General features: G+C 61.3%; 17 protein-coding genes. 16 read left to right on the plus strand and 1 reads right to left on the minus strand.

Translation table 11 applies throughout. The features are described 5' to 3' along the window. Window positions 1–3 precede the first annotated feature (3 nt). From ACILSR_RS26025 to ACILSR_RS26095, 15 genes are all read left to right on the plus strand, one after another. Complete coding sequence (locus ACILSR_RS26025; protein ID WP_395752739.1) at window positions 4–1,686, plus strand: GDSL-type esterase/lipase family protein; 1,683 nt, start codon at window positions 4–6, stop codon at window positions 1,684–1,686. A gap of 93 nt (window positions 1,687–1,779) precedes the next feature. Beyond that, the gene (locus ACILSR_RS26030) at window positions 1,780–2,367 is read left to right on the plus strand and encodes an RNA polymerase sigma factor (protein ID WP_395752740.1); all 588 of its coding nucleotides are present in this window, start codon (window positions 1,780–1,782) and stop codon (window positions 2,365–2,367) included. Next, on the plus strand, window positions 2,364–2,642 hold the full coding sequence (locus ACILSR_RS26035) for a hypothetical protein (protein ID WP_395752741.1): 279 nt from the start codon (window positions 2,364–2,366) through the stop codon (window positions 2,640–2,642). Before ACILSR_RS26030 ends, ACILSR_RS26035 begins: the two co-directional genes overlap by 4 nt. Next, a complete protein-coding gene (locus ACILSR_RS26040) occupies window positions 2,639–3,010 on the plus strand; it encodes a hypothetical protein (RefSeq protein ID WP_395752742.1) in 372 nt (123 codons plus the stop codon). The genes ACILSR_RS26035 and ACILSR_RS26040 overlap by 4 nt, the downstream gene beginning before the upstream one ends. Then, complete coding sequence (locus ACILSR_RS26045) at window positions 3,007–5,823, plus strand: DUF1549 domain-containing protein (RefSeq protein WP_395752743.1); 2,817 nt, start codon at window positions 3,007–3,009, stop codon at window positions 5,821–5,823. The genes ACILSR_RS26040 and ACILSR_RS26045 overlap by 4 nt, the downstream gene beginning before the upstream one ends. Window positions 5,824–5,827: 4 nt before the next feature. Continuing rightward, on the plus strand, window positions 5,828–7,174 hold the full coding sequence (locus ACILSR_RS26050) for a DUF1501 domain-containing protein (protein ID WP_395752744.1): 1,347 nt from the start codon (window positions 5,828–5,830) through the stop codon (window positions 7,172–7,174). Window positions 7,175–7,216: 42 nt separating this feature from the next. After that, window positions 7,217–7,867: a GntR family transcriptional regulator gene (locus tag ACILSR_RS26055; protein WP_395752745.1), complete on the plus strand. Its 651-nt coding sequence runs from the start codon at window positions 7,217–7,219 to the stop codon at window positions 7,865–7,867. Further along, complete coding sequence (locus ACILSR_RS26060) at window positions 7,864–10,305, plus strand: PSD1 and planctomycete cytochrome C domain-containing protein (RefSeq protein WP_395752746.1); 2,442 nt, start codon at window positions 7,864–7,866, stop codon at window positions 10,303–10,305. The genes ACILSR_RS26055 and ACILSR_RS26060 overlap by 4 nt, the downstream gene beginning before the upstream one ends. A 119-nt stretch (window positions 10,306–10,424) precedes the next feature. Continuing rightward, window positions 10,425–10,877, plus strand: coding sequence for a hypothetical protein (locus ACILSR_RS26065; protein ID WP_395752747.1), 453 nt, complete (start codon window positions 10,425–10,427; stop codon window positions 10,875–10,877). 17 nt (window positions 10,878–10,894) lie between these two features. Beyond that, window positions 10,895–12,298 (plus strand): DUF1501 domain-containing protein, encoded by a 1,404-nt coding sequence (locus ACILSR_RS26070; protein ID WP_395752748.1) that lies wholly within the window; start codon window positions 10,895–10,897, stop codon window positions 12,296–12,298. 35 nt (window positions 12,299–12,333) lie between these two features. Then, complete coding sequence (locus ACILSR_RS26075) at window positions 12,334–16,278, plus strand: DUF1592 domain-containing protein (protein ID WP_395752749.1); 3,945 nt, start codon at window positions 12,334–12,336, stop codon at window positions 16,276–16,278. Window positions 16,279–16,285: 7 nt separating this feature from the next. Next, window positions 16,286–17,617: a DUF1552 domain-containing protein gene (locus tag ACILSR_RS26080; protein WP_395752750.1), complete on the plus strand. Its 1,332-nt coding sequence runs from the start codon at window positions 16,286–16,288 to the stop codon at window positions 17,615–17,617. A 39-nt stretch (window positions 17,618–17,656) separates the two neighbouring features. Continuing rightward, window positions 17,657–19,468 (plus strand): GMC oxidoreductase, encoded by a 1,812-nt coding sequence (locus tag ACILSR_RS26085; RefSeq protein ID WP_395752751.1) that lies wholly within the window; start codon window positions 17,657–17,659, stop codon window positions 19,466–19,468. A gap of 2 nt (window positions 19,469–19,470) precedes the next feature. Continuing rightward, the gene (locus ACILSR_RS26090) at window positions 19,471–20,118 is read left to right on the plus strand and encodes a gluconate 2-dehydrogenase subunit 3 family protein (RefSeq protein ID WP_395752752.1); all 648 of its coding nucleotides are present in this window, start codon (window positions 19,471–19,473) and stop codon (window positions 20,116–20,118) included. Window positions 20,119–20,138: 20 nt separating this feature from the next. Next, window positions 20,139–20,804 carry an SGNH/GDSL hydrolase family protein gene (locus ACILSR_RS26095; protein ID WP_395752753.1) on the plus strand — a complete coding sequence of 222 codons (666 nt, stop codon included), beginning with the start codon at window positions 20,139–20,141 and terminating at the stop codon, window positions 20,802–20,804. Window positions 20,805–20,995: 191 nt separating this feature from the next. Here the strand turns inward: ACILSR_RS26095 and ACILSR_RS26100 are convergent, their stop codons facing one another. Further along, window positions 20,996–22,189 (minus strand): hypothetical protein, encoded by a 1,194-nt coding sequence (locus ACILSR_RS26100; protein ID WP_395752754.1) that lies wholly within the window; start codon window positions 22,187–22,189, stop codon window positions 20,996–20,998. Between the two features lie 102 nt (window positions 22,190–22,291). Between ACILSR_RS26100 and ACILSR_RS26105 the strand changes: the two genes are divergently transcribed. Continuing rightward, window positions 22,292–25,441, plus strand: a complete 3,150-nt coding sequence (locus ACILSR_RS26105; RefSeq protein ID WP_395752755.1) for a PSD1 and planctomycete cytochrome C domain-containing protein — start codon at window positions 22,292–22,294, stop codon at window positions 25,439–25,441. The last annotated feature ends 11 nt before the right edge of the window (window positions 25,442–25,452 follow it).

A 25,452-nucleotide genomic window follows, 5' to 3' on the forward strand; every position in this document is an offset into this window, starting at 1 on the left:
CTCATGCGTCATATCCTCCTCTCCCTCCTTCTCACCGCCACCGCGGCTTTTGCGGCGGAACTTCCCAAAGAACAGCGCATCGTCTTTCTTGGCGACAGCATCACGCAGGGCGGGGCCTACATTGAGTTCATCGATGCGGCGTTGATTGCCCAGCATCCGGAGGTGACGAAGGAAATCATTCCGCTGGGACTTAGCAGTGAAACCGTGAGCGGGCTGAGTGAAGAGGGACATGCCGGCGGGAAGTTTCCGCGACCGGATCTTCATGAACGGCTCGACCGCGTTTTGGAAAAAGCGAAGCCGGAGCTGGTCTTTGCCTGCTATGGAATGAATGACGGCATCTACCTGCCGCTGGGGGCGGTGCGCACCAAGGCGTTTCAGGATGGCATGAAGAAGCTGCATGATAAAGTCACCGCCACCGGGGCGCGCATCGTGCACCTCACCCCGCCGGTGTTTGATCCCGTGCCGATCAAGGCGCGCGTGGTTCCTGGCGATCAGGTGAAGCCGGGGCAGTTCTACCAGGGCTACAATGAGGTGCTCGATTTCTACAGCGACTGGTTGCTGGACATGCGCCAGAAGGGCTGGGAGGTGCTGAACATCCACGGGCCGATGAATGAGGCCATCGCGGAGAAGCGGAAGACGAATCCCGAATTCACCTTTTCCAAAGACGGCGTGCATCCCGGCCCCGAAGGCCACCTGGTCATGGCCCATGCCGTGCTCGATGCGTGGGGGCTCAAGGTGAAGCCGGATGGCACGCCGGATCATCCCAATGGCGCCGCCATTCTGGCAGTGGTCAAAAAGAAGCATGCCATCCTGCGTCCCGCCTGGCTGAGCTATGTGGGGCATAAGCGCCCTGGGAATGCTCCCGGCCTGCCGATTGAAGAAGCCAAGGCGAAGGCGGCGGAGCTCGATGCCGAGGCGCGCAAGCTTGCCAGCAGCAAAGAAATCGTGTTTCCCAATCAAACCGGCGAATGGAACGGCTATGCCAAGCACGAGCTCACCATCGCGGGGAAGCCGGTGACCGTCGTCGCGCCCAAAACCGCCGCCGCTGGCCGCCCGTGGGTCTGGCATGGGGAATTCTTTGGGCACAAGCCGGCGCCGGACATCGCGCTGCTCGGCAAAGGCTTCCACATCGTCTATATGAAGATCAATGACATGCTCGGCTGCCCGGATGCCGTGAAGCTGTGGAACCAGTGCTACGCCGAGCTGACCAGCCACTACGCGCTCAGCGCCAAGCCCTCACTCGTGGGCCTCAGCCGGGGCGGTTTGTACTGCTACAACTGGGCCATCGCCAACCCGGACAAGGTCTCCTGCATTTATGCTGACGCCCCGGTGTGCGATTTCAAAAGCTGGCCTGGAGGCAAGGGGAAGGGCAAGGGCGACGCGAAGAACTGGGCGCTGGTGCCCAAGCTGTGGGGCTTCAAAGACGAGGCGGAAGCGCTCGCCTACAAGGGCAACCCTGTGGACAATCTTGAGCCGCTCGCAAAGAACGAGGTGCCGCTCCTTCACGTCTTTGGCGATGCCGATGATGTGGTGCCATGGGATGAAAACACCGGCCTGATCGAGACGCGCTACAAGGCGCTGGGCGGCAGCATCACCCTGATCCGCAAGCCCGGCGTGGGGCATCATCCCCACGGACTGGACGATTCGACACCCATTGTCGAATTCATCGAGAAGAACGCGAAGTAATGCCCGGAAAATAAATTCTTCGGAAGCTGTAACCGCTGCGCATCCTGCCCGTAGAAGCCGGGAAAGGATGTGTCATCGTGATTCCCAGCTTCCATGATTTTGACCGACAGCGAATCCCGTGCCTGCATGGCGGCGTGGCTGCGATGCAGCGACGAGGGCTCGGCGCGGGCGCTCGTGGAGTCGTTCTATCCCTTCGTGGCCGCTATGATCCGCCGGCACGTGGCGGATGCGGGCTGCGTGGAGGATCTGGCGCAGCAGACCTTTGCGCGCTGTTTTGCCAAGGCCGCACAGTGGGACGCATCGAAGCCGCTGGAGCCCTGGCTGGCGCGCATCGCCATCAATCAGTGCCGCGATCACTACCGTGCACGGCGCGTCCGGCCCGAGCTGCGCTGGAGCGATCTCACCGAGGGGGAGCAGGAGGCCATGCAGGCCACCCTTGCCGCGGCGGAGCCGAAGCCGGAGGCGCTGAACGACGAATCGCGCTCCCTCATGCTGCGCCTGCTGGATACGCTGAACGCGGACGACCGCATGGTGCTCAGCCTGCTGCACCTGGAAGACAAATCGACCGACGAAATCGCCACGCTCACCGGCTGGAGCCGCACGCTGGTGAAAGTGCGCGCCTTCCGTGCCCGCCGCAAATTGCGGGCGGCCTTTGAAAAACTTGAAGCATCGCACTCATGAACTCTAGTGACTTACGTTTGGAACAACTTGCCGTCCGCGCGCGAAACGCGGCCGAGCCTCCGCCTGAGGAGGTGCCCTTCGGATTTGCCGCCCGCATCATCGCCTCGGCACGCGCAGGCTCGGATACTTCCGCGCTGTGGGCGCGACTTTCGCTGACCGCGCTGCCTGTGGCCACGGTGGCGACTGCGGCTTGCCTCTGGTGGTCGTCGGGCGCCATGAGTCCCGACGCCCAGGACCTGGCGCAAGTCTTCATTCAAACCCCGCTCTTTCCATGAAAAAGAAATTCTACATCATCTGCTCGCTTTTCGGGCTGTTCATTCTCGGTGCTCTGTTTGGCATCGGGCTCGCACTGCCTTTCGCGAAAAAGCTCATCAGCGAGCACCACTTCGTGCAGCAGCGCATGAAGGAGGAGGCCAAGCGGCTCAAGCTCACGCCGGAGCAGGTGGAGAAATCGAAACCGATCTATGATCAGCTCAGGCAGGATCTGGCGAAGATCAAAAACGACACGCTCACATCCATCGCCCAGGCTTCGATCCGGCAGTCCACGGAGCTGGCCGGGCTGCTCACGCCCGAGCAGATCGAAGAGTTCAAAAAGCTCGGTGACGAGCGCCGGGTGAAATTTGAAAAATTCATGAAGCCATGAAAAAATGCCCCTTCCTCCTTCTCTCGGTCCTTCTTGTCTCGGCATCGGCTCAGGATGCCGGAATGCAGCAAAAGCTCGAACAAGGATTCACCACCTTCGACCAGAACCATGATGCGGCACTGAGCGCCGACGAATTCAATGCGCTCAGCGAATACTCTCCCAAGCTGAAGGGCAAACCTCAGGTGGTGGATTACCTGTTTCACTCGCTCGATGCCAATCGTGACGGGAAGCTCTCGCATGACGAGTATATGAACATCGTCGCCATCAGCGGCGGGGCAAAACCCTCACCCGACAAGCCGGCGATCACGGAAGTGCCCTCCAACGCGGAGCAGATCGCGTTTTTCGAGAAGAAGATCCGTCCAGTTCTCGCGGAGAAATGCTACAAGTGCCACGCGGAGAATTCCGAAAAAATCAAAGGCGGCTTCGTGCTCGACACGCGCGAGGGCATCCGTCGTGGTGGAGACAGCGGTCCTGGCGTTGTGCCCGGCGATCTCGCGAAGAGCCTCGTTATCGAATCTCTGCACTACACGAACAAGGACATGCAGATGCCGCCGGAAAAGAGCGGAGGGAAACTGCCGGACTCCGTGATCGCTGATTTTGAGCAGTGGGTGCGCATGGGCGCGCCTGATCCACGCGACGGCGCCGCGAGCGTGGTAAAATCCGAATGGGACACCGAGAAGGCGAAGAGTCACTGGGCGTATCAGCCGGTGAAAAAGCCGACGGTGCCTGCCGTGAAGGACGAGACCTGGGCAAGGAGTGATATCGACCGCTTCATTCTCGCGGGACAGGAGGCGAAGGGTATCAAGCCCGTGGGAGATGCGCGGCCGGAGGTGCTGCTGCGTCGTGTCTGCTTCGATCTGACCGGCCTGCCGCCCACGCCGGAGCAGGTGGAATTCTTTGTAGCGAATCCCGATGCCCGGTCCTTTGAGAAGATCGTGGATGCGCTGCTCAAATCGCCACGCTTTGGCGAGCGCTGGGGGCGCCACTGGCTGGATGTGGCGCGCTACGCCGAGTCCACCGGCAAGGATGTGAACTGCCTGCTGCCTCACGCGTGGCGCTACCGCGACTACGTCATCGAGTCCTTTAACCAGGACAAGCCCTTCAATGATTTCATCCGCGAGCAGATGGCGGGAGACCTGCTGCAGGCGAAGGACAGCCGGGACCGTGCTATGAAGCAGATCGCCACGGGTTTCCTCGCCATCGGTGCGCGCAGTCTCAATGAGCGCAACCCGAAGCAGTATGCGCTCGACACCGCCGATGAACAGATCGACGCCATGTCGCAGGCGGTGCTGGGTCTCACCGTCGCCTGTGCGCGATGTCACGACCACAAGTTCGACCCCATTCAGCAGAAGGACTATTATGCACTTGCGGGCATCTTCCTGAGCACGGAGACCTTGTACGGCACCGCGCCCAATTTTCAAAACCTCAAGTCCACACCGCTCATCGAACTGCCCACGGACTGCGGACTGCCGCGCATGCCCATGGTTCTCAGCCCGGAGCGGCGTGCGGAGATCGAGAAGGACCTCACGAAAACCGAGCGCTACGGCACACTGCAATTTTATACCACCGCCGCCAAAGGCTTGTTCACCGGTAAAGGATTCAATGTGAACAACGACCCACAGAAGCTGGTGATGTTTGTCGGCATCAATGCGAAGATCGGCGAGTGCAAAACGGAGCTGGCCTCCTATGACAGCGAAGGCCGTCAGAAACTGCTGGCCATGGGGGTTCGCGATTATCCCGCCACTCCTTCCAGCGGCTCGCCCACGAAGCCAAAATCCGTGGAGGAGATCTTTAAACTGATCGCGGGAAGGCCTGCGCAGTTCAGTTCGATCAGCGACAGTCCTCTCTTTGCTCGGGGTGATGTGGACAAAGCCGGCGCCAAAGTGCCGCGTGGTTTTGTGAATGTGCTTGCTGCCAAGGCGCCTGCCATGCCCTCGCGAGAAAGTGGTCGCCGTGAAATGGCTGACTGGCTCGTGGCTGAGACCAACCCGCTGACCGCGCGGGTGTTTGCCAATCGTGTCTGGTACTGGCTGTTTGGCCGGGGCATCGTTTCCACCGTTGATAATTTTGGCACCATGGGCCAGCCGCCGTCAGATCCTGCGCTGCTGGATCATCTGGCGCTGCGGCTGAAGAGCGGCTCATGGTCGGTGAAGTCGTTGATCAAGGAGATCGTCATGAGCCATGCGTATCAACTGGCCGCCACCCACGATGCGAAGAACTTCGAGGCCGATCCAGAAAACACCCTCGTGTGGCGCATGAGTCCGCGCCGTCTGGACGCCGAATGCATTCGTGATGCCATGCTGGCCGTCAGCGGCGGATTGAATGTCGAGGCGCCAGTTGGCTCTGCCGTAGCCCGGTATGGTGATGGCGCGATCGGCGGCTTTCCCATCAAAAGCCTGCGCGCGCCGCTCAGTGATGAGCCGTTTCTCTCGGCCAGCGGCGATATGCGCAGCGTCTACCTGCCTGTGCCGCGCAATGCGGTGCCGGACGCCCTCAGCGTGTTTGACTTCGCCGAGCCAAGCTCTGTGAACGGCAGCCGCGACGTGACGACGGTGCCCTCACAGGCCCTGTATCTTTTGAACAACGACTTCGTGGCGAAGCAGGCCGGTCGGCTCGCGGAAAAACTCGGCGCGCTGCCCGAGAACATGCGCATCACCGCCGCCTTCAAGCTCGCCTTCGCGCGGATGCCCACGGCAGGCGAGACCAAGGCTGCGCAGCGCTTTTTCGCCGATTACCCGAGGACCGAGAGCGATTCGCTCACGAGCTTCTGTCGTGCGCTGCTGGGCAGCGCTGAATTTCGCTCCATTGACTGACGCCATGAACACAAGACGTGATTTTTTGCAAACCTGCGGCGTCGGCTTTGGCTGGCTCGCTTTCCAGGCCCTGGCCCAGGCGGAGGCTTCCGCACCGCTGGCGGTCAAGCAGCCGCATTTTAGCGCCACGGCAAAGCGTGTGATCTTTCTCTGCATGCGCGGCGCTCCCTCGCACGTGGACACCTTTGACTACAAACCGAAGCTGACCGCTGCGTCTGGCAAGGATGGCCGCGCTCCTGGTACGAAGCTGCAGGGATCGCAGTGGAAGTTTTCGCCGCAGGGGAAAAGTGGGCTGCCCATCAGCGAGCTGTTTCCACATCTCTCGAAACGGGCCGATGACCTCTGCCTCATCAACTCCATGCACACGGAACTGCCAGCGCATGCGCAGTCGTTTTTAAAGCTGCACACGGGCAATGCGCAGTTTGTGCGGCCTTCGCTTGGAGCCTGGGCGCTCTATGGGCTGGGCTCCGTGAATGAAAATCTCCCGGGCTTTGTGACGATAGCGCCGCCGTCTTTGTTCGGCGGCGCGCAGAACTACGGCAGTGCTTTCCTGCCGGCGATTTACCAGGGCACACGCGTGGGTGTGGATGCCCGGCCGGTGGCGAACGCACAGATGCGCAACATCGCCCCGCCGGTGGGCGGTGCCGCACAGCGCAAGGAGATCGAACTCGTGCAGGCGTTGAATCGCGAAAAACTGCTGCGTGACCAGGTGAATCCCGAGGTTGAAGGCGCCATCGAGTCCTTCGAGCTCGCTTTCAAGATGCAGAGCGAGATGCCCAAGGTGATGGACCTTTCGAAAGAGACGCAGCAGACGCTCACCGCGTACGGCATTGGCGAGGGGAATGCCACGGACGACTTCGGCCGCAAATGCCTCCTCGCGCGCCGCATGGTGGAGGCTGGAGTACGTTTCGTTGAGGTCACGCACAGCGACTGGGATCACCATTTCAAGATCTCCAAAGACCTGCCTGCGACCTGTGAAGCGGTGGATCAGCCGATTGCCGCACTGCTGGCAGACCTGGCCTCACGCGGCATGCTCAAAGACACCCTCGTCGTCTGGTCCGGTGAATTTGGCCGCACTCCGCACGGTCAGGGCGCGGATGGCCGCGACCATAACAGCAAAGGCTTCACCGCGTGGATGGCCGGGGGTGGCGTCAAGGGAGGCATGCGCTACGGCAGCACGGATGATCTGGGCTACGAGGCCGTGGAGGACAAAATGCACACGCACGATTTCCACGCCACCATCCTGCATCTGCTCGGTCTGGATCATGAACGCCTCACCTACCGCTATGCAGGCCGCGACTTCCGCCTCACCGATGTGAAAGGCAGCGTGGCAAAAAAAATCCTCATCTGAGATAGACGGTCACATCCGGCCCGTATTAAAACGGTATACCGAATGGATCTCGTCACTTCTCCAGCTTCCCGCTCCGACTCAACCGCCACCCGGTTGCGCGCGGAAATTCTCAATGGCACCTCCGCGCCCGGCGCGCTGCTGGCCGAATCCGCCGTGGCAAAGCGTCTCGGCGTCAGCCGCGTGCCTGTGCGGGAGGCCCTGTTTGAATTGGAGAGAGAAGGGCTCGTCGAGTTCAGCCCCACCGGCCGCGCCTTTGTCAAAGACCTGACGCCGCAGGACTTTGAAGAGCTCTTCGTCCTTCGTCTCGCCCTGGAGCCGCTGGCCTCGCGGCTGGCCGCTCCGGCTCTTAAAGAGGACAGTGCAAAGCTGGAAAGGAATCTGGCCGCCACCCGCCGTGCGCGCTCTGTGCAGGAGGTGACGCTGCTGGACCTGGAGTTTCACCAGATCATTCTCGAAGCCTCGGGCAATGCGCGTCTGCTGAAGCTGTGGCGCTCCCTGCGTGGCGAGCTGGAGCTCTGGCTTGGACGTTTGCACCGCAGACATCAGCTTCAGACCCGGGAGACCCTTCAGGAAACCGTGGAGGCGCACCAGGCCATCATTGAAAGCTTCCAGTCGCAAGGCCCCGCCGCCTGCGAACGTCTCATGCGTGAGCACATCCTCGGCTGGCGTGAATGGCTGCCGCTTTTCCCATGAACCGCTCCTTCCAGTGTCTCGGCATCGTCATGCTCGCGCTTTCATCCGTGCGCGCGGAAGAGGGCATGGCATTCTTTGAAGCCAAAGTGCTGCCTTTGCTGCAGAGCCGCTGCTATGAGTGCCATTCGCACGAGAAGAAGATCAAAGGCGGCCTCGCGCTCGATTTGAAATCCGGCTGGCAAACCGGCGGCGACAATGGCCCGGCCATTGTGCCGGGAGATCTCACCCGCAGCCATCTCATTCAGGCCGTGCGCTACGCCACTCCTGAAATGGAAATGCCGCCGAAGGGGAGACTGGCAGCCGGTGAGATCGAAATTTTAGAACAGTGGGTCGCCATGGGTGCTCCGGATTCCCGCGTGAAGCAAACGACCGCGAAATCTGCGCGTGTGATCGACATTGAAGAGGGGAAAAAATTCTGGGCATTCCGTCCCGTGCAGGATGAAAAGGCTCCCGCTGTGAAGAACAAAGACTGGCCGCTGGGGCCTGTGGACCGCTTTATTCTCTCCAGGCTTGAGTCCAGCGGACTTGCTCCAGCGCAAGATACGGACGCCCACACCTGGCTGCGCCGTGTCTCGCTCGATCTCACAGGTCTCCCTCCCTCACCGGAGGATCTGGCCCGTTTTGATGCCTCGCCCGCGTCCCGTGCAGCCGCGGTGGATCGCCTGCTGCAGTCCAGCGCCTTTGGCGAACGCTGGGCACGCCACTGGCTGGACCTTGTCGGTTACGCAGACCAGATCGGCACCTCCAATAATGTCTTTGCCGAGCATGCCTGGCGCTACCGCGATTACGTGATAAAGGCCTTCAATTCCGACAAGCCTTTCGATCGCTTTATTCGTGAGCAGATTGCTGGCGACCTGCTGCCAGCTTCGTCACCCCAGGAGCGTGCTGCAAACATCACCGCCACCGGCTTTCTGGTGCTGGGAGATGTGGAAATCGTCGCCGTAGACAAGCTCAAGATGGAGCACGACCTCGTGGATCAGCAGGTCAGCAAGGTCGGCACAGCCTTTCTCGGCATGACGTTGGGTTGCGTGCGCTGCCACGACCACAAGTTCGATCCCATCGCGCAGACCGACTACTACGCCATCGCCGGGATGTTCCGCAGCACCGATGCCACCTACAAGACCGACAACGGCGTCTGGAGCAGCGTCCACAAAACAGAACTTCCCGAGACCGCGGAGCAAAAGGCCGCGCGCGAGCAGATCTTCGCCGCGAATGAGGCCAGAATCCGACAGTGGGAGGCAGAGCGTGACAGCGCCAGCAAGGACAAGTCCGCGCTGGAACAGCCGATCGCCAACGCAACCAAGGAAGCGAAGCCTGAACTCGAAAAGAAGCGTGACGATCTCGCGGCACGCATCAAGGCGCTCAACGGCCAGATCGAGCATGCGAAGTTCTTCGCTCCCGTCGCGCCGAAAGCGTTCGCGGTGCATGATCGCGAAAAGCCTGCGGACATGCGCATCACCATCCGGGGTAATCCATATGCGCTGGGAGATCCTGTGAAGCGTGGTGCCTTGCGTGTGGCATCCTGGGCGGATCTTTCTCCGATCCCCGCCAGTCAGAGCGGGCGCGCGCAGCTCGCAGACTGGATCGCCGATGCACGCAATCCGCTCACCGCCCGGGTCACTGTGAACCGCATCTGGCAGAAGCTTTTCGGCGAAGGGCTCGTGCGGAGCGTCGATTACTTCGGAGCGCGTGGTGAAACGCCTTCGCACCCTGAACTGCTCGATTACCTCGCCACGCGTTTCATGCAAAACGGCTGGTCGCAAAAGCAGCTCATCCGTGAACTCGTGCTCAGCCGTGCCTATCGCATGAGCAGCGCCCAGAACGTCGCCGCCGCTGCAAAGGATCCGGACAACCGCCTGCTCTGGCGCATGAACCGCCAGCGACTTGACGCCGAGGCCATCCGCGACTCCATGCTGGCCATCAGCGGCACTCTCACCGCGTCCAAAGGTGGTCCCGCCCTGCCGCTGGAGTTTCCTGAAAACGTCACCAGCCTCAGTCCCAAGGCGGTGAACCCGCCCGCCTTTGCCTTCAAGAAAATGCGCCCGGCGCATGACTTTGAGCGCACGATTTATCTCCCCGTCATCCGCACCGCCGCCCAGCCCGGTTCGGCGAGGCTGCGAGATGTCTTTGACTTCACGCAGCCCGCGCAGATCGCCGGCCGGCGTGCCGAGACCGCTGTGCCCACGCAGGCGCTCTTCCTTCTCAACAGCGACACCGTCCGCGCCCGTGCGACCGAGTTGGCGAAACAACTCACGGCTACGGAGGCCAACACAGGCGCGCGCCTGGAAGCTCTCTGGCTCCGGGTTCTCAGCCGTCCCATCACCAGTGCTGAACGTGAGGATGCGGTGAAGCTTCTTGAAGCCCTACCCGCCGACAAGGCGTGGATCGAGCTGAGCCACGCGCTGCTGTCTTCCAATGAATTCCTTCTCCGCTTATGAATGCTCGCAATTCCATAGGTCTGATCGCCATCCTCTGGGTGTTCTGCTCCTTCCCCTGTCTCGGAGAGAATGCCATTTACAAGGTGGTGCCGAACAAGAGCGGTTTTCCTTATCCTACGATGCTGCCGGACGTATCACCCGGCGATCGCAGTCTGTTTGATTGGAAAAGGTATCTTGAGGAAGCCGCATCGCCTGCGGACAAGGCGTACAGGGCTTCGGAAGCTCCGCCAGAGTTTGGCATTAACATACCTGGAGGAGATTCATCAAATTCAGGGGAGCACACTCGTGCAAGGCTGGCGGCTGAAGAACTGGCAGCAAAGTGTGCGCAGCTTGAAAATGCCTTTCGCGAGCGTCTGCGATCCAGCGAGCCAGCGGCGCTAAAAACCCTCGAAGCCTTCATCGAAAACCGCAAACTGGCGATGAACGCTGAAGTGGAGCTTATCGGCGGTTCATGGGGTGGTTCTGGAGCGAAGACAGCATGGGCAACCGCACGCATGAATGCGACTTTGAATTACCTTCAGTCCCTGAGAGGCCTCAAGAGCAGCCTCCATTTCCAAGACATGCCTGAATAATGTCTGCCTCGAATGCCATGAACCCAAACCACACACTCACCCGCCGCACCTGGCTTCAGCGCAGCGCCACCGGCTTTGGCGCACTGGCCCTGCATGATCTGCTGCAGGCCGCGCAAAGCCCGCTGGCCGTGAAGACGCCGCGTTTTCCGGCAAAGGCCAAGCGCGTGATCTTTCTCTTCATGTCTGGCGGGCCCTCGCAGCCGGACTTGTTTGATCCGAAAGACTACATCAAGCGCATGCACGGTCAGAAGATCACCGCGCCGATCAACACCAACGAACTCCGCGTCGGTACGGACAAGTTTCTCGCCCTGGCCACCCAGGGCGAGGTGCGCCCCCGCGGCCAGTCCGGCATGATGATCTCGGATCTGCTGCCGCACACAGCCAGCATTGCTGATGAAATCTGCCTGCTGCGCGCGGTGCATGCGGACAACAACCAGCACCAGCCCGCCGCGCTGCAGTTCCACACCGGCGTCACCGCGGATGTGCGCCCCTCCATGGGCTCCTGGATCAGCTACGGTCTTGGCGCGGAAAATCAAAACTTGCCCAGTTTCATCAGCATCCATCCAGACAGCGACACCCGCCTCTATGGATCGTCGTTTCTGCCCGCCGCGCATCAGGGCACGAAGGTGGTCGTGCCCGCCAGCGACAAACAATCTCCCATCGACTACCTCGCCGACATCTCCGGTGATGTGAAGGTGCAGCGCGCCCGCATCGACTTCACCCAGCGCATGAACAAGCGCCTGCTCGATCAGGCTGGGGCCGACGCACGCATGGAGGGGATGATCGAAAGCATGGAGACCGCCTTTCGCATGCAGATGACGGCGCCCGAGCTGGTGGACCTTTCCAACGAATCGGAGGCCACCAAAAATCTTTACGGAATCGGCGGCAAGGACACGGACAAAAACGCCCGTGCCTGCCTGCTGGCCCGCAAGCTGAGCGAAGCCGGCGTGCGCTTTGTACAGGTGACCATGGGTGGCTGGGACCACCATGGGGACATCCGCAATGCGCTGCCGAAAAGCTGTGCAGCCAGCGACCAGCCCTGCGCCGCGCTCATCAAAGACCTCAAATCACGCGGCTTGCTGGAGGACACGCTCGTCGTCTGGTCCGGCGAGTTTGGCCGCACGCCCTGGAGCCAGGATCTCAGCGGCACTTCGCCCATCGAAAAACACGGTCGCGAGCATCAGCCGGAGAGCTTCTGCACCTGGATGGCCGGCGGTGGCATCAGGCCCGGCATCACCTTCGGCGAGACTGATGATTTCGGCTTCCGCCCCGTTTCGGGCAAAGTGCATCTGCATGACCTGCATGCGACCATCTTGAACCAGCTCGGCCTCGACCACGAAAAGCTGACGTGGCGCCACCTCGGCCGTGATTTCCGGCTCACGGATGTTTATGGCAATGTTGTGAAGGAGATTCTGGCATGAGGTTTTTCAATTCAATCAATGCCGCCGCCCTTGGGATGGCACTTCATGGTATGGCGTTTGGCGCGGACGATTTCCAGAAATCGATCCTGCCCCTGCTGAAAGAGCGCTGCAACTCATGCCATTCCACGGAGAAGCAGAAGGGAGACCTCGATCTGGAGCGTTTCGCCAGCATAGCGGACATCAAGCGCGAGCCCATGATCTGGGAGGGCGTGCTGGAGCAGATTCACATGGGCGAGATGCCGCCGAAGAAGGAGCCGCAGCTTACAGCCGAACAAAAAACGCTGCTGACAGGCTGGGTGCAGGACCGGCTGGAGGAAGTGGCTCTCGCCAGTGCCGGGGATCCTGGTCCCGTCGTGCTGCGCCGGCTTTCGAACGTGGAGTATACCTACACGCTGCGTGATCTGACCGGAGAGCAATCGCTCGATCCCGCCGAGGAGTTCCCAGTGGATGGTGCAGCCGGCGAAGGTTTCACCAATGCAGGCGCGGCGCTCGTCATGTCGCCTGCGCTGCTGAGCAAGTACCTCGATGCGGCCAAGGAGGTCGCCTCTCATGCGGTTCTGACACCACAGGGCATGCACTTCTCCAGTTCCGTCTATCCACGCGACTGGACGGACGAGACGCTGGCAAAAATCCGTGGCATCTACGGCCGGTACTCCGAGTCGGCGGGCCAGTCCGAATTGAAGGTGGTGGGAGCGAAAATCATTGCCAAAGACGACGGCAGGCTTCCTTTGGAGAAGTATCTTGATGCCTTGCAGGGGCGCGGCAGCAGCGCCGGACTCAGTCCCAAGTACCTCACCCTGCTGAAGCAATCCCTCACAGACACCAGGTCGTCGCTGCTGCTGGACGCACTGCGAACCAAGTTTCGCGCCAGGACGCTCACTGCGGCGGATGTGGCACCGTGGCAGCAGTCTCTGTGGCGGTTTGCCAGCGTGGGTCACATTGGCAAGCAGAACGGCCCCAAGGCCTGGCAGGAGCCGGTGACGCCGCTGACTCCACGGCATGAGATCCGCATGAAGCTGACCCCGCCGAAAAACGGCGGTGATTTGACACTCTACCTGACGACCACCGATGCCGGAGATGGCGCCGAAAACGATGGGGCCATCTGGGAGAATGCGCGCCTCGTGGCTCCAGGCCGGGCCGATCTGCCCCTGCGCGATGTGCCTGCGGTAGTGCGGCGTTTGGAGCAGCAACGGTCAAAGCTGATCGCGAGCACGGCACAATGCCTTGCCGCCGCGCACGAGGCCCAGTTTTCCGCGGAGCGTACGGATGTCACTAAGCTGGCGCAAAAACATGGCGTGGACGCCGCGATGCTCGCTGGCTGGCTGGATTATCTCGGCCTGGGTTCCTCGGGGGCAGTGGAGCTTGAACCGCTGCTAACCAAAAAGCTGCAAAGCGTGCCCGACTACAATTTCATCAAGGGATGGACGGGAGATCAGGCGCTCGGCGTGCTGGCGAATTCATCCGATGAGTCAGTCCGAACTCCCGGCCTCATGAAGGCCCACAGCGTTGCCACGCATCCTTCGCCCACTCGCGCCTCGGTCATCGCATGGCGCAGCCCGGTGAGCGGAGCTGTGAGCTTCCATGGCGATGTGGCGGACGCGCATCCCGAGTGTGGCAACGGCATCACCTGGGCGGTGGAGGTGCGGCGCGGTCATGTACGCGAAGTGCTCGCCAGCGGTGTCAGCAAGGGGGGCGCGCTCATTCCAATGGGACCGTTTGAAAACGTGCTCATGGCGGAGGGGGATGTGGTCGCGCTGGTGATCGGCCCACGCGATGGCAACCACTCCTGCGATCTCACCGCCGTGAATCTCACGCTCAGCGATGGCAAGACCACGTGGGATCTCGCCAAGGATGTTTCGCCCAATATTCTCGCCGGCAATCCGCACGGCGTGTGGCATTTCCTCAGCCAGCCTGCGACGCAGGAGGTCGCTCCGGCGGTTCCGGGCGGATCGTTGCTCGCCATGTGGCGTAAAACCAGTGACGCCGTGGAGCGTCGGCGTCTGGCGCAGCAGGTGCAGAATCTGCTCGAGCACGGTCTTTCCACCGTGGCCGCTGATTCACCCAACCGAGCACTGCATTCCCAGTTGCTGTCCTTCAACGGCCCGCTGCTGGCAGCGGTGTTGAACGAACCCGGGCCCAAGACATCGACTGCATCAGACTATCAGGTCCAGGCGCCATCCGTGATCGAGGTGAAACTGCCTGCATCGCTCGCTGATGGCGCGGAGCTGGTGGCGGCTGGCAGGCTGCTGAATCCCGCTGGCAGCGTGCAGATGCAGGTGCTCACGGCAAAACCGGAATCTATGCAGGGCATCGCCGCAGGCAGGTCTGAGACAGCGGAGGTGAAGGGCGCATGGTCAGACAACAATCTGCGCACCCATTTCAGCGTGCCGGTCATTGTGAGCGAAGGCAGCGCAGCACAGCGGCGGTTTGAGGCTGCGTTTGATGAATTCCGCGCGCTGTTTCCCATCGCCCTCTGCTACTCCAAGATCGTGCCGGTGGACGAGGTGGTGACGCTGACCCTCTTCCATCGTGAAGACGAGGCCCTGCGTCGCCTGATGCTCGATGAGGCGCAGGCCGCCGAACTCGACCGCCTGTGGGACGAACTGCGCTTCGTCAGCGAATGGCCGCTGAAGCAGGTGGATGTGTTTGAGCAGTTGTTCCAGTTCGCCACCCAGGACGCCAAGCCCAGCGCCTTTGAGCCGATGCGCGAGCCGATCCTGCGTGCCGCCGAGGCGTTCAAGAAGCAGCGTGTGGAAGCAGAGCCAAAACAGCTTCAGGCCGCGCTTGAATTCACCGCACGGGCCTGGCGCCACCCTCTGAGCGCCGCTGAACAAAAAGAGCTGCGTGCCCTGTATCAAAAACTGCGCTCACAGGATCTGCCCCACGCGGTCGCCGTGCGCATGCTGCTCGCCCGCGCGCTTGTGGCGCCGGCGTTTTTATACCGCGGAGAGAAACCCGCGCCTGGACCTAAGGCAGCGCCCGTGAATGACCATGAACTCGCCACGCGCCTCAGCTACTTTCTCTGGTCATCCTGCCCGGATGATGAACTCGCCGAGCTCGCCATTGCTGGAAAGCTGAGCGATCCCGCGGTGCTGTCTGCCCAAGCTGGCCGGATGCTGAAGGACGAAAAAATCCGCCGTCTCGCCACCGAGTTTGGCTGCCAGTGGCTGCACGTACGCGATGTCGGGACACTGGATGAAAAGAGCGAGCGCCACTTTCCCACCTTCGTCTCTCTTCGTGCCGACATGCAGGAGGAGGTGGTTCGTTTCTTCATCGACCTGTTCCAAAACGACCGCAGCGTGCTCTCGCTGCTGGATGCCGATCACTCCTTCATCAACGCCAGTCTGGCGAAGCACTACGATCTCAATGTGAAAGGAGACGACTGGCAGCGCATCGACGGCCTGCACGCGCAGGGAAGGGGGGGCATCCTCGGCTTCGCGGCCACGCTGGCAAAACAATCTGGCGCCTCACGCACCAGCGCCATCCTGCGCGGCACCTGGCTTAGCGAGGTCATCCTGGGAGACAAGCTGCCCATTCCCCCCAAAGGCGTGCCTGTCTTGCCTGATGAAGCACCGGCAAATCTCACCGAGCGCCAGCTCATCGAGCGCCACAGCCGCGATGAAAACTGCTCCGGCTGCCACCGCCGCATCGATCCTTTCGGCTTCGCACTTGAAGGATTCGATGCGATCGGACGCGCTCGCAAGGCCGATACCCAAACCGTCCTGCCTGATGGCACGCCCGTCGATGGACTGAACGACCTGCGAGACTACCTGCTCAACAAGCGCAGCGATGATTTCCTCCGTCAGTTCTGCCGCAAGCTGGTTGGCTACTCCCTTGGCCGCAGCGTGCAGCTCTCCGACCGTCCGCTGATCGATTCGATGGTCCGCAGCGACCGCCGCATCGGCACCCTGATCGATCTCATTGTCCGCAGCTCGCAATTCCGCGAGGTGCGCGGAAAAGACGCCCTCGCCCAGCACTGATTTTTTTATGAGCACTCACCGCTATTCACGTCGCGCATTTTTGCGTGGAACCGGCGTCTCCATGGCTCTGCCTTGGATGGAATCCTTCAACGTCTGGGGAGACGAACCCAAGCGCGACAAACCCGCCAGCGAGGCCCCGGTGCGTCTCTGCGTCACCTTCTCCGGCAATGGCTTCCACTCCAAGGAATGGTGGGCGAAAGGCGAGGGGAAGGGGATGGAGCTCGGCCAGGTCCTCCAGCCTCTGCATGACTTCCGCGAAAAACTTCTCTTCGTCCGCGGCCTCTATCATGAGGAGGCTCGAAAGGGAAACATCCATTCGTCTCAGACGGGCAACATGCTCTCCGGCGCGCCCATTGCCTCGGGCGGGGAGATCCGCTCCGGCACCAGCTTTGACCAGGTGCTCGCGCAAACTTACGGCCGCAGCACCAAGGTCCCCAGCCTTGTGCTCGCGTGTGAGAAGTCGAATCCCTCGGTGCATAAAAACTACTCCATGCTCTACAGCTCCCACATCTCATGGAGCTCGCCCACCACCCCCACGCCGCTGGAGCTGTACCCCGCGCTGGCTTTTGACCGCCTCTTCAAAGATGAAGCCTCGCCTGCGGATAAGAGCGTGCTCGATGCCGTCCTGGCCGATGCGCAGGACCTCCGCCGCGACATCAGCCGGAGCGACCAGCGCAAGCTCGACGAGTATCTCGACTCCGTGCGCGATGTGGAGAAGCGCATCGAAAACGCCGGCAAACGCGGCGAACTGCAGGGCTGGCGTCCCACGCTCGAAAAACCGAACATCCAGCGGCCGGCCGATGGCATCCCGCAGGACATCGGCGAGCACATGCGTCTCATGATGGACCTCCTCGTGCTCGGGTTTCAGACGGACACCACACGCATCACCACCCTGAAGCTGAACAACGACCACAGCGCTCTCCGTTTCCCCAATCTCCCCAGCGTGCAGCAGGCAGGCCACGGCATCGACTACATGATTCATCACCTCCTCTCCCACAGCGATGGCGCGGACTGGCTCAAGGTGAACCAGTTCTTCATGGAGCAGCTCGCCTACCTCGCGCGGAAGCTGGACGCTATTCAGGAGGGTCCGCGCACCCTGCTGGACAACACCATGCTCATGCATTGCTCCAGCATGATGGCCGGTGCCAGGCATGACAACGACCAGCTCCCCGTCATCGTGCTGGGCGGTGCTGGCGGCAGACTCCAGAGCGGGCGCGTGCTTGATTATAAAGAGAAGCCCGAGCGCCAGCTCTGCCGCCTCTTCATGTCCATGATGGATAAAATGGACCAGCGCCCGAAAACCTTCGGCGATGCCAAAATGAGGCTGGAAGAGGTTTGAAATTGCAGCGTTTTGGTTTTCCCTTTTTGCTTCGCCACCATGCCCATCATCACACCCGACAAGCTCCAGGACTCTTATGATGCAGTCATCGTTGGTTCCGGGGCCGGGGGCGGCCAGACCGCCTACACACTCACCATGGAGGGCCTGAAAGTCCTCATCCTTGAGGCAGGCCGTGCTTTCGATGTTCAGTCAGAGGTCGCAATGTTGCAGCTTCCCAGCCAGGCCCCGCTGCGCGGTGAAAAGACGCCGGACAAGCAGTACGGCTTCCACGACTGCTCCATCAACAGCGGCTGGGACATTCCCGGTGAGCCCTACTCCAATGCCAGCAGCGAGCCCGTGGACCAGTTCCGCTGGTGGCGCCAGCGCATGATGGGCGGCCGCACCAACCACTGGGGCCGAATCACCCTGCGCAATGGCCCCTACGACTTCAAGCCGCGCACCCGCTTTGGTCTCGGCTTCGACTGGCCCGTCAGCTACGACGACATCGCTCCTTATTACGACAAGGTGGAGATGCTCATTGGCGTGTTTGGCACCAATGAAGGCCTGGAAAATTCACCCGACTCATCGCCCGGCGTCCTCCAGCCTGCGCCAAAGCTCCGGGTGGGCGAGCTCTACGCGCAGAAGCATGGAAAAAAAGTCGGCGCGCATGTGGTCTCGATCCATCGTGCCGTGCTGACCAAGCCACAGGATACGGCAACCATTCCGGTCAAGCTTCACCCCGGCAATACCAAGGCCCAGGGCATCCTGAAGGAGTCCATGGGCACACGCGCGCCCTGCTTCTGGGCCACCGACTGCCACCGCGGCTGCGCCATTCGTGCGAACTACGATTCCCAGACAGTCCACCTGCGCCCCGCGCTCGCCACCGGAAATCTCGACATCCTGCCAAACGCCATGGCACGCGAGGTCACGCTGGACAAACAGGGCAGGGCCACCGGCGTCTCCTTCATCAACAAGACCACCGGCAGCGAAGGTCATGCAAAGGGCCGCGTAGTCGTTCTCGCCGCCAGCTCTCAGGAGTCCGTGCGTCTCCTGCTAAATTCAAAATCCGCCGCCTTTCCCCAGGGCCTCGCCAACTCCAGCGGCAAGGTGGGCAAATACATCACCGACTCCGTTTCCAGCAGCCTCAGTGCGCACATCCCCGCGTTTGAAGGCATGCCCGTTCATAATGAAGACGGCGCCGGCGGGCCCCATGCCTACGTGCCCTGGACGCGCCACGCGCAGAATGCCAAAGGCGAGCTCGGCTTCCCCGGTGGTTATCACCTGGAGTTCACCTCCGGTCGCCAGATGCCCTCGCTCACCACACTCAATGGCATCGAGACCAAGCTCGGCCTGGACGGCGTCTTGTTTGGCGCGAAGCTCAAGCAGAAGGCCCGGCGCTACTACGGCTGCCATCTCGGTTTCGGCGCGCAGGGCACCATGCTGCCGAATGACGGCTCCTTCTGTGAGATCGATCCCACACTCAAAGACCAGTGGGGCATCCCTGTGCTGCGCTTCCATTGGAAATGGACGGACTTTGAGCTCAATCAGGTGCGCCATCAGCAGCAGCACATCCGCGAGCTCCTAGAAGCCATGGGCGGCAGAGTCGCCACAAAGGCCGACTCAGATCCGGCCAAGCTGATAAAAAAGGGTGGTGAAGTCATTCACGAAGTCGGCGGCGCGATCATGGGCGCGGACCGTGAGACCTCCGTCACGAATCAGTGGAGCCAGACCTGGGACGTGAAAAATCTCTTCATGGCAGACGGCGCGCCCTTCGCCAGCACTGCGGACAAAAATCCCACCCTCACCATCATGGCCTTCGCATGGCGCATGGCGGACCACATGATGGATGAAATGAAGAAAGGAAACATCTGACCATGAGCACTCCTCTTGATGACCTCCCCCGTATGGACCGTCGCAAGGCCCTGCAGTGGATGCTCACCGCTACAGCCACCATGGCCGTGCGCGATCCCTCTCTCTTCGCCGCCGATGCTGCTCCCGTCAAAGCGCAGGGCTATGGCCCCGATCCTGTGATGGTCAAGGTGTACAAGCCCGGCGATGTCTGGCCTCTCACCCTCACCGAGCCCCAGCGCCGCACCACCCGCGCTTTGTGCGATGTCATCATCCCCGCAGACGACACCTCCCCCAGCGCCTCGTCCCTCGGTGTTCCCGACTTCATCGACGAATGGATCAGCTCACCCTATCCCGCCCAGGCCGGCGACCGCCGCGTCATCCTTGAAGGTCTGAAATGGATCGATGCCGAGGCCAACACGCGCTTCAGCAAAGCTTTCGCAGATCTCTCGCTCGATCAGCAGACCGCTCTTTGCACCGATCTCGCCGCTCCCAAGCCCCAGCCTGCCCTGAAGCAGCCCGCGGCCTTCTTCAAACGCTTCCGCGATCTCACTGCCGGCGGCTACTACACCACCCCTGAAGGCATGAAGGCCATCGGCTATGTTGGAAACATGCCCTCCGGCTCCTTCGAAGGCCCGCCGCTCGAGGCCCTGCAGCACGTCGGCCTCGCCTGATCTCTCATCGCATCCTCTTCATGAAATCCTTCCGCCTCATCCTCCTCGCAGCCGCTCTCATCGCTTTTGCCACACAGGCCTCCGCCCAAACAAAGGTCCTTTTCCTCGGCAACAGCATCACCAAGCACGGTCCCAAGGCGGACATCGACTGGAAGGGAAACTGGGGCATGGCCGCCAGTGCCGAGTCCAATGACTACGTGCACCTCGTCACCAAAGGCCTCACGGAAAAAACTGGCGCCGCACCCGAGGGCATGGTGAAAAACATCGCCGACTTCGAGCGCGCCTACGCAGATTACGACGTCGCCGCCAAGATGAAGGACGCCATCGACTTTCACGCCGATCTCATCATCCTCGCCATCGGCGAAAACGTCCCGGCTCTGAAGCTTCCCGAAGAAAAGCAGAAGCTGCAGGCCGCAGTGACCACTCTGCTCACGGCACTGAAAGCCGGCCAGAAGCCTGTCATCCTCGTCCGCAGTTGCTTCTGGGCCAATGCCGCCAAAGACGAAGCCCTCCAGCAGGCCTGTACCGCCGTCGGCGGCATCTATGTGAACATCGGCGCCCTCAGCAAAGACGAGTCCAACTACGCCCGCACAGAGCGCCCCTACAAACACGCCGGCGTCGCCAACCACCCCGGCGACAAAGGCATGGCCGCCATCGCCGCCGCCTTAGTCAAGGCTGTGCCGTAAGCTCGAAATCCTCACAGCGCGTCGAGAGGCCGCGAGTGAAGTGGTCCGCACAGTCCCTGTGCGGTTCTGGGGCGCTGCGTACGCAACGAACTCGCAAAGTTCACGTCGCTCCTTTTCTGCGCCAGCCTTCGAGCAACGAGTTCTGCCAAAAGGTAATTTTGCCAACGCCGCTCCCCAAAAGTTGAAGAAGCTCAGTTCCTTCCTTTGAAATACTCCACCGCCGCTCTCCGAAACTCCGCATCCCCCGGCACCTTCCCCGTCCGCGCCACGCACTCCTTCATAAACGTCCGCGCCCACTCATAGTACCTCCGGTGCGTCTCATAGATGGGCTGCTTTTCCCCCTTGTCATCAATCATCCAGAAACCCCGCTGCCGTCCATCGGCTTCCAGCTCATTGTTATAAAGCTCCCAGTACAAAATGAACGGGCAGCCCCACTCTAGTCCCGCCTGGATGGTGACGCGTGAAAGCCGGTCCTGCTCCTCCGGCGAGTGATGCACCTTGCCGCCGTGAATGACTGAGTAGCCATACTCCCCGATGAACACGCGCTTGCCTGGGATCTCTGGTTTCGGTGCTAGCTGGGACTCGATGTAGCTCAGCAACTTTTTGATCTCTTCAGCCTTCGGCTCGTTCGTCACGTCGTAGGCGGAGTAAGAGACAAAATCCACCGGCACCTTGGGCAGCACCTGGTTCACCAAAGTAGGCCTGCCTTCACGCAGGGAGATCGTCGGGTGGTTGAGCTCCGTGTAGTGCCACACCTGCACGTCCTGGTGCGGCGTGTCGCGTTTCGCATCGTCCACGGCCTGCTGGCGGGTCGTCAGCCAGTCGATCATGCCCTGCACCTTTTCCGGCGTCATCTGCGCGTCCGCTGCTTTGCTGATGCTGCCCCTCAGCAGATTGTCCCCCTCCCAGTGCCCGAGGTAAAAAGTCTTGCCTGTCCCGTTGTAGGTTTTTAGCAGATGCACCACCAGCGCGTGCAGCTCCTGGTATTCCTTCTCCGCATCCGCCTTGGAAAAACCCTTCTTCCACGAGGTGCTCGCAAAAGGCTCTGCCCAGAGCTGAAAATTCGCAAACGGCATGTCCAGCACCTTGCGGTGCGCCGGTTCGTCCCGCGCCAGCTCCACCAGCGAATGCACGCCCGGGTATGACTTCGGTTTGGGCCGAAGGTCAAACTTCATGCAGTTCGCCCCCAGGGTGCGGATCACCTCCGCGGACTCCACCAGCGGGTCCTGCTGGGTAAACTGATATTTGCCGCCGATCGCCTGGGTTCCCAGAATGGAGTTAAAACGCTCCTCGGCCGCCAGTTCGGCCCCGTGCACCCGCCCAGAGAGACAGCTCATCAGGAGCAGCGGCAGGCTGAAAACGATGGAGCAGCGGCAGAGTGGCATCCACCATCTTTAACCTCAGTCGGCTTCTCAGCACTCAAATGAACGGGTTTTTGCCAATTTTCGTGTCCAAAAGCGTACTCCTCCCGCCTTTCTGCTACTGACATGACACGGTCACGCCTACCAGCCCTCCTCCTTCTGCTCTCCTGCCACGCCGCGGGCCTGTCCTTTGCTGCAGACGACGATGCCACCCGCGCAGCTCTGAAATTTTTCGAAAGCGACGTCCGCCCCATCCTGGTCAAGCGCTGCTACGACTGCCACAGCAAGACCAAGCAGAAGGGCGGCCTGCGCGTGGACAACATCGGCTACCTCAAGACCGGTGGCGACACCGGCCCGGCCATCGTTCCCGGACATCCCGAAAAGTCCGCCATGATCGAGGCCATCCACTACAAGGATGAGGAGTTCCAGATGCCGCCCCGCAACAACGGCGGCAAGATGCCCGATGCCGAAATCGCCACCCTGGAAAAATGGATCAAGCTCGGCGCGCCATGGCCGGAAGACGCCACCGCCAAGGTCGTCGTGACCGAGGGCGGCTTTACCGAAGAGCAGCGGAATTACTGGTTTTTCAAGCCCGTGGCCAAAGTCTCCCCGCCTGCGGTCAGGAGCAAGTGGGTGCGCAACGATATCGACCGCTTCATTGCGGCGAAGCAGTCGGAAATGAAGCTCGACCCCGCACCGGAGGCCGACCGCACGGAACTCGTGCGCCGCGTCTATTTCGATCTTCACGGCTTGCCTCCCACCCGCGATGAGATCGAAAAGTTCGTGAACGACAAGGATCCCCGCGCCTATGAAAAGCTCGTGGACGAGCTCCTCGCCAGCCCCCGCTACGGCGAGCGCTGGGCGCAGCACTGGCTTGATCTCGCGCGCTACGCGGAAAGCGACGGCTACAATGCTGACGAGTACCGCCCCGCCGTCTGGCCCTACCGCGACTACGTCATCAAGTCCTTCAACTCCGACAAACCCTACGACCAGTTTGTTCGTGAGCAGCTCGCCGGCGACGAGATCGCGCCGGACGATCCGAATGTCCTCATTGCCACCTGCTTCTTGCGCAACCCGGTTTACGAATGGAATCAGCGCGATGTGAAGGGCCAGTGGGACATCATCCTCACGGACATGACGGACACCACCGGCGAGCTCTTCCTCGGCCTTAGCATGGGCTGCGCGCATTGTCACAATCACAAGTTCGACCCCATCCTGCAAAAGGACTACTACCGCCTGCGCGCCTTCCTCGCTCCGGTGCACTGGCGTGATGACCTCAAGCTCGCCACCTCCGCCGAAAAGAAAGCCTTCGACGAGCAGCAGGCCAAGTGGGAGACCGCCACTGCGGACGTCCGCGCCAAAATGGACGCCTTCGTCAAGCCCCTCGTCGAGCCCAAGGTGGAGCGCGCCCTCACGCGCTTCACAGACGATCTTCAGGAAATGGTGCGCAAGCCCGATGCTGAGCGCGGAGCCCTGGAAAGACAGCTCTCTGGTCTCTGCCAGCGCCAGCTGCAGCGCGAACGCAAAACCTTCGACCCCATGAAGAGCCTCAAAAGCGAGGAGAAGAAAGCTGAATACAAGGCCCTGGAGGAGGAGCTCAAGAAGTTCGACAGCCTCAAGCCCAAGCCCCTCATGGACGCCTTTGTCGCCACCGATGCCGGTCCCAAAGCGCCCTCAGTTTCGCTGAAAACCCGCAAGGGAGAGCAGGAGATCGCGCCCGGCTTCCTCACTCTTCTTGAGCCCAAGGAGCCGGAGATCAAACCCATCGGCAACTCCACCGGACGCCGCACCGTCCTTGCCAATTGGATCACCCGTCCGGACAACCGCCTCTCCACCCGCGTCATCGTCAACCGCATCTGGCAGTATCACTTCGGCCGCGGCATCGTCGCCACCGCCAGCGACTTCGGCAAGCTCGGTGAGAAACCCACCCACCCCGAACTCCTCGACTTCCTCACCACCAAGTTTGTTGCCAACGGCTGGCACTTCAAACCGCTGCATCGTGAGATCATGCTCTCAGCCACCTACCGGCAGACCGCCCGACGCGAGCCCACCACTGACATCGCCAAGATCGACCCCTCCAATCACTATCTCTGGCGCTTCAATCCGCGCCGCCTGGATGCCGAGCAGGTGCGCGATGCCCTCCTCGCCGCCAGTGGTGAGCTCGATGCCAAGGCCGGTGGCCCTTCTGAAGATGGCAATGGCACCCGCCGCTCCATCTACACGATGAAGAAGCGCAACAATCAGAACGAACTCCTGCGTGCCCTCGATGCCCCCGCGGGTTTCGCCAGCACTGCGGAGCGCCAGAGCACCACCACGCCCACCCAGGCGCTTCAGCTTCTCAATGGGGACTGGCTCCTCGCCCGTGCTCGCAAGCTGGCCGGACGCGTGGCAAACATCGATGAGGCCTGGCTCGCCGTCCTCGGCCGTCTTCCCACCCAGGAGGAGCGTGCCACCGCCGAGTCCTTTCTCAAGAAACGCGCAGGCAGCGCCGAGCCGCCCGTGGCCGCCACCACTGCTGCGGATGAAAACAGCAGCGGCTTCAAAGAAAACAGCCCACATGAGCGCCTGCTCGTCCAAAGCGGCCAGGAAGAAGGGGACGAGTTCACCGTCGAGGCCATAGTCAGTCTGAAAAGCATTGATGCAAACGCCTCCGTCCGCACCATCGCCTCCCGCTGGAATGGTGGAAAGGACAGTCTTGAGTCCTTTGGCTGGAGCCTCGGTGTCACCGGCGTGAAGTCCCGCTTCAAGCCGCGCAACGTCATCATGCAGGTCGTCGGTGAGGATGAAAACTCCAACATCGGCTACCAGGTCGTTCCCTCGGACATCCACATCGAGCTCGGGCGCCGCTATCACATCGTCGCCCGCGTGTCCTGCGTCGGCCACACGGTCACTTTCACGGTGCGTGATCTGGACACTCCTGACGCCGCGCCAGATTCTGTCGTGGTTCCCATGGACATCCGCGCCAAGCTCAGTGCCGGTACCTCGCAGCTTGTCATCGGCGGCCTGAACAAGCGCGCCCCCACCCACCAGTGGGACGGCCAGATCGAGGCCCTCCGCGTCGCCACTGGCATCTTGGATGAAAAAGCCCTCAGCCACGACGCGGAAAAATGGAGCGCGGGCCTCGTCACCTGGCGCTCCGCAGATCCGCTTACTTCCCAGTTCGCCTGGTTCGGCTCAGATACCAAAACCGTCGAAGCGGACGACCCCTTCCATCAGGCCATGAACGACCTCTGCCAGGTCCTTTTGAACACGAACGAGTTCTTTTATCTCCATTGACGTTGGCCATC

The organism is Prosthecobacter sp., assembly GCF_044222565.1.
GTDB lineage: Bacteria > Verrucomicrobiota > Verrucomicrobiia > Verrucomicrobiales > Verrucomicrobiaceae > Prosthecobacter.